At 66.4% G+C, this 14,527-nt stretch carries 17 protein-coding genes; 8 read left to right on the top strand and 9 right to left on the bottom strand.

Annotated elements, in window-relative coordinates:
• Both groEL and groES read right to left on the bottom strand, forming a co-directional pair.
• Window positions 1-891: chaperonin GroEL (groEL, locus tag WJU21_RS19465; RefSeq protein WP_346325135.1), on the bottom strand; the 891-nt coding region annotated here is incomplete at its 3' end.
• 21 nt (window positions 892-912) lie between these two features.
• Window positions 913-1,227: a co-chaperone GroES gene (gene groES, locus WJU21_RS19460; protein WP_346325134.1), complete on the bottom strand. Its 315-nt coding sequence runs from the start codon at window positions 1,225-1,227 to the stop codon at window positions 913-915.
• A gap of 258 nt (window positions 1,228-1,485) precedes the next feature.
• Between groES and WJU21_RS19455 the strand changes: the two genes are divergently transcribed.
• The 3 genes from WJU21_RS19455 (at window position 1,486) to WJU21_RS19445 (ending at window position 5,129) form a co-directional block, all read left to right on the top strand.
• Window positions 1,486-1,773, top strand: a complete 288-nt coding sequence (locus tag WJU21_RS19455; protein ID WP_346325133.1) for an aspartate-semialdehyde dehydrogenase — start codon at window positions 1,486-1,488, stop codon at window positions 1,771-1,773.
• Between the two features lie 181 nt (window positions 1,774-1,954).
• Window positions 1,955-2,332 carry a DUF805 domain-containing protein gene (locus tag WJU21_RS19450; protein WP_346325132.1) on the top strand — a complete coding sequence of 126 codons (378 nt, stop codon included), beginning with the start codon at window positions 1,955-1,957 and terminating at the stop codon, window positions 2,330-2,332.
• 91 nt (window positions 2,333-2,423) lie between these two features.
• Window positions 2,424-5,129, top strand: a complete 2,706-nt coding sequence (locus WJU21_RS19445) for a DUF2339 domain-containing protein (protein WP_346325131.1) — start codon at window positions 2,424-2,426, stop codon at window positions 5,127-5,129.
• Here WJU21_RS19445 and WJU21_RS19440 read toward each other — a convergent pair.
• Window positions 5,116-5,892 (bottom strand): enoyl-CoA hydratase/isomerase family protein, encoded by a 777-nt coding sequence (locus WJU21_RS19440; RefSeq protein ID WP_346325130.1) that lies wholly within the window; start codon window positions 5,890-5,892, stop codon window positions 5,116-5,118. The two genes, WJU21_RS19445 and WJU21_RS19440, sit on opposite strands and share 14 nt — an antisense overlap.
• A 91-nt stretch (window positions 5,893-5,983) precedes the next feature.
• On the opposite strand from WJU21_RS19440, the gene WJU21_RS19435 reads away from it, so the two are divergent.
• Both WJU21_RS19435 and WJU21_RS19430 read left to right on the top strand, forming a co-directional pair.
• The gene (locus WJU21_RS19435; protein WP_346325129.1) at window positions 5,984-7,285 is read left to right on the top strand and encodes a Xaa-Pro peptidase family protein; all 1,302 of its coding nucleotides are present in this window, start codon (window positions 5,984-5,986) and stop codon (window positions 7,283-7,285) included.
• A gap of 1 nt (window position 7,286) precedes the next feature.
• Entirely contained in the window at window positions 7,287-8,312 is a 1,026-nt protein-coding gene (locus WJU21_RS19430; protein WP_346325128.1) for a low specificity L-threonine aldolase, read from the top strand.
• Here WJU21_RS19430 and WJU21_RS19425 read toward each other — a convergent pair.
• Both WJU21_RS19425 and WJU21_RS19420 read right to left on the bottom strand, forming a co-directional pair.
• The gene (locus WJU21_RS19425) at window positions 8,309-9,274 is read right to left on the bottom strand and encodes a DMT family transporter (RefSeq protein ID WP_346325127.1); all 966 of its coding nucleotides are present in this window, start codon (window positions 9,272-9,274) and stop codon (window positions 8,309-8,311) included. The genes WJU21_RS19430 and WJU21_RS19425 overlap by 4 nt on opposite strands.
• Window positions 9,275-9,685, bottom strand: a complete 411-nt coding sequence (locus WJU21_RS19420) for a TIGR03618 family F420-dependent PPOX class oxidoreductase (RefSeq protein WP_346325126.1) — start codon at window positions 9,683-9,685, stop codon at window positions 9,275-9,277.
• A gap of 185 nt (window positions 9,686-9,870) precedes the next feature.
• Here WJU21_RS19420 and WJU21_RS19415 point away from each other — a divergent pair, with 185 nt between their 5' ends.
• Window positions 9,871-11,160: a cytochrome P450 gene (locus WJU21_RS19415; RefSeq protein ID WP_346325125.1), complete on the top strand. Its 1,290-nt coding sequence runs from the start codon at window positions 9,871-9,873 to the stop codon at window positions 11,158-11,160.
• Window positions 11,161-11,436: 276 nt separating this feature from the next.
• Window positions 11,437-11,643 (top strand): hypothetical protein, encoded by a 207-nt coding sequence (locus WJU21_RS19410; RefSeq protein WP_346325124.1) that lies wholly within the window; start codon window positions 11,437-11,439, stop codon window positions 11,641-11,643.
• A gap of 138 nt (window positions 11,644-11,781) precedes the next feature.
• Here WJU21_RS19410 and WJU21_RS19405 read toward each other — a convergent pair whose 3' ends face one another.
• On the bottom strand, window positions 11,782-12,246 hold the full coding sequence (locus tag WJU21_RS19405; protein WP_346325123.1) for a nuclear transport factor 2 family protein: 465 nt from the start codon (window positions 12,244-12,246) through the stop codon (window positions 11,782-11,784).
• Between the two features lie 142 nt (window positions 12,247-12,388).
• On the opposite strand from WJU21_RS19405, the gene WJU21_RS19400 reads away from it, so the two are divergent.
• Complete coding sequence (locus WJU21_RS19400; protein ID WP_346325122.1) at window positions 12,389-12,820, top strand: SRPBCC family protein; 432 nt, start codon at window positions 12,389-12,391, stop codon at window positions 12,818-12,820.
• 2 nt (window positions 12,821-12,822) lie between these two features.
• Here WJU21_RS19400 and WJU21_RS19395 read toward each other — a convergent pair whose 3' ends face one another.
• From WJU21_RS19395 to WJU21_RS19385, 3 genes are read right to left on the bottom strand one after another with little or no spacing between them, the layout of a single operon-like run.
• On the bottom strand, window positions 12,823-13,365 hold the full coding sequence (locus tag WJU21_RS19395; protein WP_346325121.1) for a hypothetical protein: 543 nt from the start codon (window positions 13,363-13,365) through the stop codon (window positions 12,823-12,825).
• The gene (locus WJU21_RS19390) at window positions 13,362-13,934 is read right to left on the bottom strand and encodes an NUDIX hydrolase (RefSeq protein ID WP_346325120.1); all 573 of its coding nucleotides are present in this window, start codon (window positions 13,932-13,934) and stop codon (window positions 13,362-13,364) included. Before WJU21_RS19390 ends, WJU21_RS19395 begins: the two co-directional genes overlap by 4 nt.
• A 56-nt stretch (window positions 13,935-13,990) precedes the next feature.
• Window positions 13,991-14,503, bottom strand: coding sequence for an aldo/keto reductase (locus WJU21_RS19385; RefSeq protein WP_346325119.1), 513 nt, complete (start codon window positions 14,501-14,503; stop codon window positions 13,991-13,993).
• Between the last annotated feature and the right edge of the window lie 24 nt (window positions 14,504-14,527).

Below are 14,527 nucleotides of genomic sequence, written 5' to 3'. Positions count from 1 at the left end.
GTTGGTCAGGATGGCGATGTCCTCGAGCATGGCCTTGCGGCGATCACCGAAGCCCGGCGCCTTCACGGCCGCGACCTTCAGGCCGCCGCGCAGCTTGTTCACGACCAGCGTGGCAAGCGCCTCGCCTTCCACGTCCTCGGAGATGATCAGCAGCGGACGGCCCGACTGCACCACGCGCTCCAGGATCGGCAGCATGGCCTGCAGGTTGGCCAGCTTCTTCTCGTGCAGCAGGATGTAGGGCTCGTCGAGCTCGACCAGCATCTTTTCGGCGTTGGTCACGAAATAGGGCGACAGGTAGCCACGGTCGAACTGCATGCCCTCGACGATGTCGACGTCGGTGTCCATGCTCTTGGCTTCCTCGACGGTGATGACACCCTCGTTGCCGACCTTTTCCATGGCGCGGGCCAGCATCTCGCCGACTTCCTTGTCGCCATTGGCGGAAATGGTGCCGACCTGCTCGATTTCCGAGTTGGACGAAACCTTCTTCGAGCGGGCCTTGAGATCGGCGACGACGGACGTCACGGCGAGGTCGATGCCGCGCTTCAGGTCCATCGGGTTGTAGCCGGCGGCGACGGCCTTCGAGCCTTCGCGCACGATGGCCTGGGCCAGCACGGTGGCGGTGGTGGTGCCGTCACCGGCGATGTCGTTGGTCTTGCTGGCAACTTCGCGCACCATCTGGGCGCCCATGTTCTCGAACTTGTCCGAGAGCTCGATTTCCTTGGCGACGGTAACGCCGTCCTTGGTGATCTTCGGCGCGCCGAAGCTCTTGTCGATGACGACGTTGCGGCCCTTGGGGCCCAGCGTCACCTTCACCGCGTCGGCGAGAATGTCGACGCCGCGCAGCATCCGCTGGCGCGCATCGGCGCCGAATTTGACTTCCTTGGCAGCCATGGTTCTATCTCCCTGAATTGATTAGGCGGCGGCTTTCGCGGCCGTGGGGGCCTCGATGATGCCCATGATGTCCGACTCCTTCATGATCAACAGCTCCTGGCCGTCGATCTTGACCTCGGTGCCGGACCACTTGCCGAACAGCACGCGGTCGCCGGCCTTCACCTCGACCGGGACGATGTCGCCCTTGTCGTTGCGCGCGCCGGGGCCCACTGCGATCACTTCACCCTCGGACGGCTTTTCCTTGGCCGTGTCCGGAATGATGATGCCGCCGGGGGTCTTCTCTTCTTCCTGAATGCGACGCACGACGACGCGGTCCTGAAGCGGTTTGAACTTCATTGGAATGTCCTCCTCGATTGAAGCCCTGAAACGGGACGGAAGCGCTGCTCCCCTGGGGAACGCTTCGAAGCCCTATGTAGGAAGGGTTTAGCAGTCGGTCAAGAGGAGTGCCAGAATATTTTGGCAGCCACCGACATGGACTGCTAACAAGCTGATTCAAAACACAAAATTTTGAGACAGGCTTGCGAACCTATCACAACTCGGGCACTCTTTCATGACAGGTGCGTTATGGCTTTGTGACTGCCGAAAGGAGACTTCATGGCTGTCGGGCAAAGGCGCGATCATCGCGACATTGAACTGGTTCTCAAGGGCTATCGGCTGGCGACCGCCGAAATCCTCTACCGGATGCCGGACAATCTGGACTTCCTGCAAGCCTATGTATGGCAGGATTTCGACATCGCCCCCGATTTTCCCGTGCTGCGCCAGTTCCTGCAATTCTGGGAGGAAAACCTCGACGGCCCGCTGCATTCGGTGCGGGTCGCCTCGACGCAGCTGATGACACCGGCCGAGTACCGCTCGGTGGACGGCATCATCCGGATGCACTGACGGGCGCGATCAAGGCATCCGCCACCGGTGAACACGATACCGTGAGCAGGTCGCGGGCGGTATTCCGGCACATTGGCTTGCCCGCAACGTGTTAATTGCATAGGCTTTTCCCGCGCCGGGCGCACGCTGCCCGGTGCTGCGCGCATTGACGTCAGGGTCCGCAAACCTCGGGAGGGTGACCATGGATTTCCAGACCGCCGTAAGAACAGTCCTGCAGCAGAAATACGCCGATTTCACCGGCCGCGCCCCGCGCTCGGAATATTGGTGGTGGGTGCTGGCCTACATGATCGTCTACATCGGCGCGGCCATTGTCGGCTCGATCCTGGGCCGGATCGGCAATTTTCTGCCGATGCTGGTGGTGCTGGCCGTCATCGTCCCCACGATCGCCGTCGGCGTCCGCCGGCTGCACGATCTCGACAAGTCGGGATGGTGGCTGCTGATCGGCCTGGTGCCGTTCGTGGGCGCCCTGATCCTGATCTATTTCTTCGTCCAGCGCGGCACCGCCGGTCCCAACCAGTTCGGCGAGGACCCGCTGCCGCAAGCCATCACGGCCGGCTGAGCCACGCCCGGGCGCATGACGCCGGCACGCCGGACGCCCGCAAGGGCGCGCCGGTGATGCCCTGTCCGCCCCTGATACGCGAGGCATTGCGGTGATCCTGTTCGGCGTCCTCATCGGCCTGTTCTACGGCATCGGCGTGCCGGTGATCGCGCTGGTGGCGATCTCGCGGACCGGCGCCCTGCAACGCGACATCCTGGCCCTGCGGCGCGAGATCGCCCTACTGAAGCAGGCAGGCGCCGCGCCCCTGCCCGCCACCGCACCGGCGCCCGTGCCGCCGGTGGCCGCGCCCGCGCCGCCCGCGCAACCAGCGCCGCCGCCGGACGCCGCCACCGCCACCGCCACGCCGCCGACGCCGCCGCCCGTACCGCCCGTACCGCCCGCCGCAGCCGCTGCAGCTCGGGCCACGCCACCGCCGAAAACGCCGCCGCCGCGCAAGCTCACCGAGCGCAACATCACCTCGCGCTGGATGGTCTGGGTGGGCGGCCTCGCGCTGGCGCTGGGCGGCGTGTTCATGGTCCGCTATTCCATCGAGCAGGGCTATCTGGGCCCGGCGGTGCGGGTGGCGCTGGGCGTCATCGCCGGTCTTGCCATGCTGGGTGCGGGCGAGTTCGCGCGCCGCCATCCCGGCCGGGTCCCCGTCCAGGCCGATTACATTCCGGCGGTGGTGACCGGCGCCGGTTTCCTCACCCTGTTCGCCAGCCTCTATTCGGCCTACGGGCTCTATCACCTGATCCCGTCGCCCGCCGCCTTCGTGCTGCTGGCCATGGTGGCGCTGGGCGCCATCGCCATCTCGCTGGTGCACGGCCAGGCGATGGCGCTGTTCGGGCTGATCGGCGCCATGATCGTGCCGGCGCTGGTCTCGGCCGACGCGCCGATGGCGGTGCCGCTGTTCGGCTATCTGGCGGTGGTCGCGGCGGCGCTGGGCGCGATCGCCCGGCTGCGGCACTGGTGGATCATTGCGGCGGCGACCTTGGCCGCCGCGTCGCTGTGGGTGCTGCTGTGGCTGGCCGCCGAACCCGCCGCGCCGCAACCGGCCGCGCCGAGCCTGTTCGTGGTGTTCCTGGCCGCGCTGCCGCTGTGGATCACCGCCGGTGCGGCCGACCGCGCGCGCCGGCCCGGCGTGCTGCACCTCGCCCTGCCGGAAATCCTGGTGTGGGCGAGCGGCGCGGTGGCTGCCGTCCTCGCCTTCACACTGGTGCGCTGCGACCTCTACGGCCTGCTGTCCCTGTCGGCGCTGCTGGGCGTCGCCGCGGTCTTCCTGGCCGGCGCGTGGCGCGTGCCCGCCTGGTACGGCCTGCCGGTCGCCGCCGCGCTGGCCGTGCTGGCGGTGCTGGCGACCTGGCACGTGCCGGCCCTGTTCGATCCCTATGCGGGCCAGGACGCCTACCGGCGCGTGCTCAACCCGGTGCGCCAGCCGGCATTCGAGACCTTCAACGGCGTCGCCGGCGGCTTTGCCCTGCTGTTCGGCGCGACCGGCTTCCTGGCGCTGCGGACGGGGCGCGCCGCCGGCTTCTGGTCGGGCCTGTCGGCGGCGGTGCCGGTGCTGATCCTGTTCATCTCCTACTGGCGCTGGACCGAGTTCCGCTCCGATCCGGGCTGGGCGGCGATCGGCCTGGCGCTGGCCGGCCTTGCCACCCTCGCCGCCGAGCGCCGCCGCCTGACGCCGGCCGCGCTGGGCGCCTATGCCACCGGCGCGGTCGCGGCGCTCAGCCTGGCGCTGGCCATGGTGCTGCGCGAGGCGTGGCTGACCGCGGCGCTGTCGCTGCAATTGCCGGCCATCGCCTGGATCTCGCTGCGGCTGAACCTGCCGTTCCTGCGCCGGGTGGCGCTGGTGCTGGCGGCCGTGGTGCTGGGGCGGCTGCTGCTCAATCCGGCGCTGCTCGATTATCCGCTGGAGGGCTGGCCGATCCTGAACTGGGTGCTGTACGGCTACGGCATTCCGGCGGCGGCATTCTGGTACGCGGCGCGCCGCTTCCTGCCCCAGCATGACGGCCTCACGGTCAAGATGCTGGAAGCGGGCGCCATCGCCTTCCTCACCCTGCTGGTCACCTTCGAGATCCGGCAGCTGTTCGCCGGCAGCCTGGGCGCGCCCTATACCAGCCTGACCGAGACCAGCGTCCAGACCGCCGCCTGGCTGGGGATCGGCTACGGCCTCTATGTCCGGCGCAACCTGGGCGACCGCAAGGTACTGGACATCGCCGCCATGGTGCTGCGCACCATCGGCCTGTTGCACCTGCTGTTCATCCAGGTGCTGTTCCAGAACCCGCTGTGGGATCATGTGGACGTGGGCGCCGCGCCCGTCTTCAACACTCTGGCGCTGGCCTATCTGCTGCCCGCCGTCTTCGCCGCGCTCTATACGTGGTCGGCGTCGGTACGGGGCGACCGCATCACGTTCTACGTCGCGGCCGTCGCGGCGTTGGCGCTGACCGTGCTGTGGCTGAGCCTGGAGGTGCGGCACGCCTTCCACGGCCGCTACCTCGACAGCGGCACGGTCACCAACGCCGAGCAATATGCCTACAGCGCCGTGTGGCTGCTGTTCGGTGCGGCGCTGTTCGCGGCCGGACTCAGGCTGAAGAACAGGCCGCTGCGGATCGCCGCCCTCGCCATCTTCGCGCTCACCGTCGCCAAGGCGTTCCTCTACGACATGTCGAACATGACAGGCCTGCTCAGGGCGCTGTCATTCCTCGGCCTGGGCGCGGCGCTGATCGGCGTCGGCTACCTCTATCAGCGATTTGTGCTGAAACCGGAAGACGACGGCGAGGCGCCGGCCGCCGGCGCGCCGCCTAGCGTCCCGTGAACACCGCCTTGCGCTTCTCGACGAAGGCGCGCATCGCCTCCTTCGAATCCTCGGTCTTGCCGAGCTGGCCGGTCATGCCCTGCTCGAAGCGGTAGCCGTCGCGCAGGCTCAGCTCCTCGATCTGGTTGAGCGCGTGCTTGGCCAGCCGGCTGGCGATGGGGCTCTTGGAGGCGATCTCGCGCGCGAGGCCCATGGCCACATCCATCAGGTTCTCGGGCGTGGTGCATTCCTCGACCACGCCGAGCCGGTAGAGTTCCGGCCCGTAGACGCGCAGACCGGTCAGCATCATCCGGCGCAGCCGCGAATGGCCGAACAGCCGCTGGGCATGGCGGCCGCCGCCGAGCAACCCCACGTCGATCTCCGGCAGGCCGAGGCAGCCCTTCTCCGATGCCACCAGGATGTCGCAGGACGCGGCGATGGCGAGGCCCCCGCCCAGCGCCGGGCCATTGATCGCGGCGATCACCGGCTTCTGGCATTCCATGATGCAGTGATAGGCCTCGCGGGCGCGCCGGCTGCCCTGCCAGTGGTCGCCCGGCTTGCGCTCGACGCCGACGCGCGACTTGATGTCGGCGCCGGCGCAGAACACCTTGCCCGCGCCGGTGAGCACCGCGACCCGCACCTCGTCGCGATCGCTGATGGTGTCGAAGGTCCACATCAACTCGTCCAGCACCTGGACGCTGTGCGCGTTGACCGGCGGATTGTCGATGGTGACGACGGCGATGTGGTCGTCGACGATGTCGATCTTGATAAGCTCAGGTTGCAATGCTCGTTCCCCGTAATTGGCCGCCCAGCAGGGTTGCGCGGCAGGTCATGGCTGCTACGTTACTGGTAGAACAATGGGACGAGAAGCGCCGATGAAAGCCAGCGGAATTTTCCAGAAGGCGGAATTCGACCTGCGGGTCGATCGGGTTCGCGCCCTGATGGCCCAGCGCGGCATGGATGCCTGCCTGATCGCCAGTCCCGAGAATATCTACTACCTGACGGGCCTCGATCATCAGGGCTACTTCGCCAGCCAGCTGCTGATCGTTCCCATGGAAGGCAAGCTTGCGCTGGTGACCCGGGCGATGGAGCGGGCGGTCGTGCGCGACATGGTGCCTGACCTGATCCACATCGGCTATCAGGACGGCGCCACGCCGCTGCCGCCGCCGACCGACAGCGCCACCGACATCATCATGGCCTCGCAGGACCAGCTGGGCCAGCCGACGGGCCTGCGGCCGTGGGAGACCAGCGCGGGCGTGGTCACCCGCGACCCGCGCGGTGAGGCGCCGCGATCGTCCGCCGCCGCCGAGGCGATCATTGCCGCGCTGCTCGAGCGCGGATGGGAAGAAGGCCGGCTGGGCCTCGAGGAAAACAGCTCGTTCCTCACCTTCCGCGTCGCCCGGGAGGTCGCGGCCGGCCTGCCCAGGGTGGACTGGCAGGATTGTTCGGGTCTGATCGAGGATTGCCGGCTGATCCAGTCGCCCGCCGAGCAGAAGTTCACCCGCAGCGCCGCCGAGGTGTCGGACGCCATGATGCTCTCGGCCATCGCCGCAGCGGGCGCGGGCGTGGCGCAGAAGGACGTGATGGCCGCAGTCTACCAGGCCATGTTCCACCGGGGCGGCACCTATCCGGGCTTCATCCCGCTGGTCCGTTCGACCCGCACCATCGAGCACGAACACGGAACCTGGCAGGACGACAAGCTGCGCAACGGCGAGTTGCTGTTCCTGGAAATGGCCGGCTGCGTGCGGCGCTATCACGCGCCCATGGGCCGCCTGGTCTTCATCGGCCGCGCCCCCAAGACCGCCGACCGGATGCTGAAGGTCTGCGAGGAAGCGATCGAGGCCGCCGCCGACGCCATCCAGCCGGGCGTCAAGGCCAAGGATGTCTATGCGGCCTGGCATGCCGTGCTCAGCCGGCACGGGCTCGACCGGTACCGGCGCCATCATTGCGGCTATGCCGTCGGCATCGGGTTTCCGCCAAGCTGGTCCGGCAGCGGCGTGCCCATCGGCCTGCGCGAGACGTCGAACATGGAATTGCGGCCCGGCATGGTGTTCCACCTGATGTCGTGGCTGCTGCGCACCGGCCGGGGCGATTCCTTCCTCTCGGATACGGTGGTCGTCACCAGCAAGGGCTGCGAGCGGCTCACCCGGACACCGCGCGCGCTGACGGTCCGCTGACGTGCCGGGATGCTTTCTCAGCGACAACGCCGCCGGCATCTCGCCGGAAATCCTGCGCGCCATTGCCGACGCCAACGACGGCGCGGCGGCCGGCTATGGCGCCGACGCGCTGACCGAGTCGCTGAAGGACCGCTTCACCGCCCTGTTCGAGCATGACGTCGACGTCTTCGTCGTCGCTACCGGCACCGCGGCCAACGCCCTGTCGCTGGCTGCCTGCTGCCCGCCCTGGGGCGCGGTGCTGTGCCACGAATACGCGCATATCGCCCGCGATGAATGCGGCGCCCCCGAATTCTACACGGCGGGCGCCAAGCTCTGCCTGGTGCCGGGCAAGCATGGACAGGTCACGCTGGAAGGGCTGGAGGCCACCTATCGCGGCTTCCGGCTGAACGACCAGCATCAGACCCAGCCGGGCGCGGTCAGCCTGTCGCAGGCGACGGAATCGGGCACGGTCTATTCCGTCCGGGAAGTGGCCAATATCGCGTCCTGGACCCATCAGCGGAAGATGAAGCTGCACATGGACGGCGCCCGTTTCGGCAACGCCGTCGCCAGCCTGGGCTGCACGCCCGCCGAGATCACCTGGAAGGCGGGCGTCGATATCCTGTCGTTCGGCGCGACCAAGAACGGCGCGCTGGCTGCCGAGGCGGTGATCGTGTTCGATCCGGCTCTGGCCAAGGACATGGCATATCGCCGCAAGCGGGCCGGCCAATTGCTGTCCAAGTCGCGGTTCTTCTCGGCCCAGCTTCTCGCCTATCTGGAGGGCGACCTTTGGCTGCGCAACGCAGCGCGGTCCAACCGAACGGCCTCGGCACTGGCCGACGGATTTGACGCTTTGGGATTCGAGCTGGTGCATCCGGTCCACGCCAACGAATTATTCGTGCGGATGCCCGACGAGGTTGCCGAGCGGCTGCGCGGCGGCGGCTTCCAGTTCCTTGACTGGCCGACAGCAGGACCGGGCGGACGACGGCTGGTAACCAGCTCGGCCACCACGGAAGACGAAGTGTCGGCGCTGCTCGAGATGGCCGTCTAGACGTCCAGCGGCGCGCCGCCTCGCGGATGCAGCTTGCCGGCCCTGGCGAGCCGGGACTCCCGGTAGGTCAGATAGACCGTGCTGGAGAAGATCACCGCGCCGCCGATCCACACCCACATATCGGGGACCTGTCCGAACGCCAGGTAGCCGATCAGCGCCGCCCATACCAGCTTGGTGAAATCGAACGGCATGATGGCGCTGGCGTCGGCCAGCTTCAGTGCCTGGGCAACCGCCATGGTGCCGGCCGTGCCCAGCAGGCCGGTCAGCGCCATCCAGGCCAGCTGCTCGACGCCCGGCGCCTTCCAGACAAGTATCGCCGGGATCGCCGACAACAACGCCAGCATGATCGACGACCAGATGGTGATGTTGAGCGACGAATCGTGGCGGGACTGGAGCTTGATCACCATCAGCGCCATGCCCCACACCGCCGTGCCGCCCAGCACGATGAGATTGCCCAGATTCATGTCGTCCGAGCCGGGCCGGATAATCATCAGCGCGCCGATCACCCCGATGGCAAGCGCGGTCAGCCGCCGCGAATGCAGCCGCTCCTTCAGCATGATGGCCGCATAGATGGTCACGAACAGCGGCAGGGTGAATCCCAGCGAGGCGACGCTGGCCAGTGGCGCCACCGTCACCGAATAGAAGAAGCACAGCATGGAGACCACATTGATCACGCCGCGCAGCAGGTGAAGGTCGAACCGGCTGGTGCGCATCACCCCGATGCCGTAGCGCGCGATCAGGGGCACCAGCACCACGATGCCGAACACATTGCGGAAGAAGGCAATCTCGAACGGATGCAGGCCCAGATCCGAGACATGCCGGATCACCGCGTTCATCGACTGGAACATGGCCGCCGAAAAGATCATCAGGCAGACGGCCTTGGCCGTCGGCGGCATGATCACGATCGCGCCGTACAACCGTTGCAGCAGGTTGACGGGCCGGGCAGGCGGGACGCCTTCCATCTAGCGGATGACGCCGTAGACCTTCTCGGGATGGATGCGAAGAATCACCCGGTCCTGCGTGTCGAGCCAGCCCTGCAGATCCTCGGGCTCGGTCCAGCCGGTGCCGGCGATGTTGGCGAACACCTTCCTGGTCATGGCGATCAGGTTGTCCTTCTCCACCGTCGCCCGCCCCTCGACCGTCACGAAATTGAACGGCTCGGCATTGGTGCAACAGCACACGGCGACCCGGGGATCGCGTTCCAGCGACTTGCGCTTGAAGGTGTGGCCCGGCGTGCTGATCACCAGCGTGTCACCGTCGCGGGCATAGGCCACGAAGGTGCTCGACGGTGAGCCGCCCTTGCGCAGGGTGGAGACCACGGCCCAGCGATGGTCGGTGATGAATTGATCGAACTTGGCATCGGTACCGATCATGCTGCTTCCCCATTTGCTGTTCTGGCGCAGACTAGCCATTCACGCGTGCTGGAAAAAGTGAAAGTTCCGGGCCCGGCCGCCACTGAATAAATTTCAAAAAGTTCATTGTTTCGATTTCCCGGCGAGTCATACTGGCCCTGCCGCCGCGACGGGGAAAGCACGGCGTCGCCTGAAGGAGAACCGCCATGAGCACGACCGCCAAGAAGCCCGTACACGTCGCCGACATCAACCTGTTCGATCCGGCCGTGCTGATCGATCCCTGGGACACCTATCAGGTGCTGCGCGACGTCTCGCCGGTGCACTACATGCCGGCCGGCCAGATCTACGTGGTCACCCGCTACGACCTGCTGATGCAGGTGCTGCGCGACACCGATACCTATTCGAGCAATTTCGGGCCGTTCCTCAATGGGACAAGGCAGCACTGGCTCGAGAACGCGCCGGCGCCGGTGCGCGACAAGTTCCTCGAAATTGCCGGCCAGATGCATCCCCCGGTCGACACCCTGCTGACCGCCGATCCGCCCACGCACAAGAAGTACCGCTCCCAGGTGGACCGGGTATTCACCGCCGGCAACGTGCGCAAGATGGAGCCGTACATCCAGCAGATCATCGATGAAACCATCGATGGTTTCATCGACAAGGGCGAGGTGGACTTCATGGAAGCCTTCGCCCTGCCCGTACCGCTGCGCATCATTGCCGACCGGCTTGGCGTGGCGCCGGACGAACGGCCGTTCTTCTACGAGGGCGCGACCGTGGCAGCTTCCGGCCTGCGCCTGACCTCCCATTCCGACGACGAACTGCTGCGCCGGGCGCAGGTCATGGTCGATCTGCAGAACTACATGGTCGGGCTGGTGGAAGCGCGCCGCAAGGATCCGCGCGACGACATGTGCACCATCCTGGGCGAGGTTCGGCTGGAGGACGAGGACCGGCCGCTGAACCCGCCCGAGATCTGGAGCATCCTGAACCAGTTCCTGGTCGCCGGCCACGAGACCACCACCAGCACCTTCGGCTGGGGCATGCTGCTGCTGTGCCGCAATCCGGAAATCCAGGAGCAACTGGTTGGCGACCCCAAGGCCGTGCGCACATTCTGCGAGGAGGCGCTGCGTCTCGAGGCGCCGGTGCAGGGACTGCCTCGCGTGGTGACGAAGGATACCGAACTGGGCGGTTATCCGCTCAAGGCCGGCGCCATGCTGATGCTGCGCTATGGCGCGGCCAACCGGGACGAACGCCATTTCGAATGCCCGGTTGAGGTGGATATCCACCGCAAGAATGCCGGCTCCCAGCTTGCCTTCGGCTCAGGCATCCATCACTGCGTCGGGGCACCGCTGGCCCGGCAGGAACTGAACCTGGGCTTCCCGGCCCTGCTCGAGCGGCTGAAGAACTTCCGCCTGGCGCCCGGCCATCCGGAGCCGAAGGCCGAGCCCAGCGTCATCCTGCGCAGCCTGCCGGAGCTCCATGTGCAGTTCGACAAAAGGTGAAATCCCGGTCCCACGGGCGTTTGCAGGCTCGGGACGGAACCCTGGGCGGCAATGCCCCGTTCTCCTTCCATAGGAGAACAGCCATGTTATCGTCCCATTGTCCGCCCATCCAGACGAGCTTGAGAGTCAACGGCGAGACTCACCAATGCATCAAGCGGCAGGGCGCTGGCGTCACGGCGCCGGCATATTTCACGCTTTGCGGGATTCACATGCTGCCGCAAGATGTCAAACGCGGCAGCGCGATAACCTGCCCCGACTGTCGCAGCGAGGCGCAAAATGTCCACCATCGACAAATACGCCGGTAAACCGCTCCGCTGGCAAGACGGCGCGATCGTTCACGCTGTCCAGACCACGCAGGCTGTCGGCGGAGAACCCATGCTCTGGACATTCTGCCGGCAAGACGTGCCTGACGGCGAAGCCGTGGACGAGGACGTGACCGTGACGTGCCCGGCCTGCCTGCATGAACTGTCCGTAGAACCCTGAGCGACCGCCGAGCTTCACACTGGTTTACGAGGTCGGGACCACCGGATGAATCTGCCCGCGGCGACGGCCTGGGCGGTTATCGCGGACGTGAGCGTGCGGCTGACCTGACCGCCGCCGGCGGGCTTAACGCGCTCCTGGCTAGCTGGCGCGCCCGATCGGCTCAAGCCCTGCCTCGCCGCTCGGGCTGCCTTCCGTCCCCGCCGTCTTCAGGCGCCGCTCAGTGATCCGCCATCCATCGGCGGTCCGCGTCCAGCGGTCGTGGTACTGGGCGTACAGGACGAAGTTTTCACTGCCGTCGGCGGGCCGGTGCCAAGCATGTAGATAGCACTGCGACCGCGCCTCGTCGGCGCCCTCGAAGGTGATCTCGATATTGGTGATGTAATGGTGCGTGGCCGAATAGAGTTGCACCAGCGGCGTGATCAGGGCCTCGATATTCGCGCGGCCCACCGTCCAGTCGTCGCCGACGCCGAATTTGAGGCGTCCGTCCTCGGTGAAGATCTGGACCTGTTTGTCGACGCGGTTGAGATCGACCCACTTGGTATACCAGTGCAGGCCATCGGTGATCGCCTGGCGATCCATCATCTGCTGAAGCATATTATCCATGCGGGAATCCTGACACCGAAGGTTTCCCGAAGTCGAGCATATTCGGACCAGGAGGCAATCCGCGCCGTGCGAAGGATGGATGTCTCCCGCAGCATGCTTCCGCTACTCTCTCACCTCAACCAACCGGAATGGGGACAGAACGATGGGATACGCGATCGGAACCATGGCGATGGATGTGCCTGCGGCAAAGGCCTGGGACTCCATCGCCGACTTCGGCGGGCTGCTGACCTGGATGCCGCCGCTGGAGGGCGCGACCTTGTCAACCAAGGGCAGCGGCGTCGGCATGGTCCGCACCTTGTCGCTGCCCGGGTTGGGCGCGGGCGACGAGCGGCTCGACGCCAATGACAACGCCAACATGATCCAGGTGCTGTCGATCACCACCGGCGGCCCATTCGGCGCCACCCGCTATCAGGCGCGGCTGTCGGTGCGGGCCGAGGGCGAGAATGCCTGCACCTGCTTCTGGGAAGGCTTTTTCGACGCGCCTGCCGGCGTGGACGACGATGAAATCCGCCAGCAGCTCGAGGGCGCCTACGCCTTCATGCTCGGCGGGCTCAAGAGTCATCTGGGCGGATAGCCCTATTCCGGCATCAACCGCCAGCCGCGGATATTGGTGAGGAACGCGTCACTGCGCAGTTCCACCGACTTGCAGATGGTCTGTGCCGGATCCTTGGGATCGTTGACCCGCGCATATTTGTACTTGTCGAGCGGACACAGATTGCGCTGAAAGACGCCGACGAATTCCATGCGCTTGCGGTTGTAGGCCGGAGCCATTTTCATGAAGTCGGCGGGATAATCCATCCCGATCATCGCCCGGCCGCATGCCCCGACGTTCTTGGGAAACAGGTCGAAATAGAGATTGTTGTTGCGCGGCTCGATCAGCGTGATGCCCTGCACCCTGACCTCCTGGCCCTCGTACTTCTCGGGCGCGCACACCAGGTCGCTGAGCGACACCAGCGGCACGTCGGGGAATGGCGACCTGCCGTCGTCCACGGCGGCCGGCGCACGCGAATAGGACGACTTGTTGAGTGCAGTGACGTCATCCTTCACCGCCTGGCCGAGACACCCCGACAGCAGCGCCGCACAGGCGATGATCGCCAGGCCCAGATTAATTCTCGTCACGGTTGGCACCTCAGCCAGTACAGCGCGATCAGCGTTTTCGAATCCTCGAACCGGCCCTGATCGAGCCAGGCATAGGCGTCGTCGGGCGTCATCTCGATCAGCCTGATGTCTTCGTCGCCGTCGCCCGGCGCCTCGCCCGGTTCGCCGTCCACGTCGATCACATACAGGTGCATGCGCTCCTCGGTATAGCCGGGCGAGACGAAGTAGCTGGCGATCGGTGTCAACGCGAGCGCTGTATAGCCGGTCTCCTCGGTCAATTCGCGGCGCATGGCCTGTTCGGCGCTTTCACCGGCATCCAGCTTGCCGGCGCAGATCTCGACGATCCAGCCACTCGACTTGCCGTGGGCGGCGGGCCGGAACTGCTCGACGAATACCAGCGTCCCGCGCGAGCGGTGCCGGACGAGGCCGACGGCGGCGTCCTGGCGGCGCACGATGTCGCGCGTCACCGGATCGCTCATGCCGCCGGAGAAGGTCTCGAAGCGATAGGTGATCTCGTCAACCTTCAGCCAGCCGTCGACGACGCGGCGGCGGCTGAGGAGTTCGACCTTGTTTGGACGTTTTTCGGTCATGGCGAAGGCTTATCACACCGCCAATCGCCGAGCCACCACGACACCCCGGACCGCGCCTACTTCTTGTTCTGCTGCTCGGCCTTGTACTTTTCGATGTTGCTGATGGTCTCGCGGAAATTGTCGTGGACCTGCACCGCTTTCGGGCGGCGGCGCAGCGCCTTGTCGGTGATCTCGGGCGCCACATAGCCGTCATCGTCGTGGCTGATATTGGTGCCGGGCGGCACGATGGCGTCGATGGCGTCGAGCGTCTCCTCGCTCAGGGTCACGTCGGCGCCGGCCAGCAGTCCCTCGAGCTGGTCGAAGGTACGCGGGCCGATGATCGCCGAGGTCACGGCCGGATGCGCGGTCACGAAAGCCAGCGCCATGTGCATCAGAGAGGTGCCGGCATCCTGCGCCACAACGGCAAGCTGCTCGATCAGGTCCAGCTTGCGCTGGTTGTCGGCGCGGCTCATGTCGTAGAGGTGCGGCTGCAGGTTCTGTCTCTGGGTGTCGTTGGGCGTGGGGGGGGGGGGGGGGGGGGGGGGGCGCCCGCCCCCCCCCCCCCGCGCCCCCCACCACCCCCCCCTCACCGACGCCCCAACCCCGCGGCGCCC

It is taken from the genome of Emcibacter sp. SYSU 3D8 (genome assembly GCF_039655875.1).
Lineage (GTDB): Bacteria > Pseudomonadota > Alphaproteobacteria > SMXS01 > SMXS01 > RI-34.
Note: the sequence above shows the minus strand (reverse complement) of the source record. Positions and strands in the feature narration are given on the sequence as shown.

What these genes read in the sequence shown, in the direction of transcription:
- groES (WP_346325134.1), bottom strand. Translation starts at nt 1,227, where the DNA reads ATGAAGTTCAAACCGCTTCAGGACCGCGTCGTCGTGCGTCGCATTCAG.
- WJU21_RS19455 (WP_346325133.1), top strand. Translation starts at nt 1,486, where the DNA reads ATGGCTGTCGGGCAAAGGCGCGATCATCGCGACATTGAACTGGTTCTC.
- WJU21_RS19450 (WP_346325132.1), top strand. Translation starts at nt 1,955, where the DNA reads ATGGATTTCCAGACCGCCGTAAGAACAGTCCTGCAGCAGAAATACGCC.
- WJU21_RS19435 (WP_346325129.1), top strand. Translation starts at nt 5,984, where the DNA reads ATGAAAGCCAGCGGAATTTTCCAGAAGGCGGAATTCGACCTGCGGGTC.
- WJU21_RS19425 (WP_346325127.1), bottom strand. Translation starts at nt 9,274, where the DNA reads ATGGAAGGCGTCCCGCCTGCCCGGCCCGTCAACCTGCTGCAACGGTTG.
- WJU21_RS19420 (WP_346325126.1), bottom strand. Translation starts at nt 9,685, where the DNA reads ATGATCGGTACCGATGCCAAGTTCGATCAATTCATCACCGACCATCGC.
- WJU21_RS19415 (WP_346325125.1), top strand. Translation starts at nt 9,871, where the DNA reads ATGAGCACGACCGCCAAGAAGCCCGTACACGTCGCCGACATCAACCTG.
- WJU21_RS19410 (WP_346325124.1), top strand. Translation starts at nt 11,437, where the DNA reads ATGTCCACCATCGACAAATACGCCGGTAAACCGCTCCGCTGGCAAGAC.
- WJU21_RS19405 (WP_346325123.1), bottom strand. Translation starts at nt 12,246, where the DNA reads ATGGATAATATGCTTCAGCAGATGATGGATCGCCAGGCGATCACCGAT.
- WJU21_RS19400 (WP_346325122.1), top strand. Translation starts at nt 12,389, where the DNA reads ATGGGATACGCGATCGGAACCATGGCGATGGATGTGCCTGCGGCAAAG.
- WJU21_RS19390 (WP_346325120.1), bottom strand. Translation starts at nt 13,934, where the DNA reads ATGACCGAAAAACGTCCAAACAAGGTCGAACTCCTCAGCCGCCGCCGC.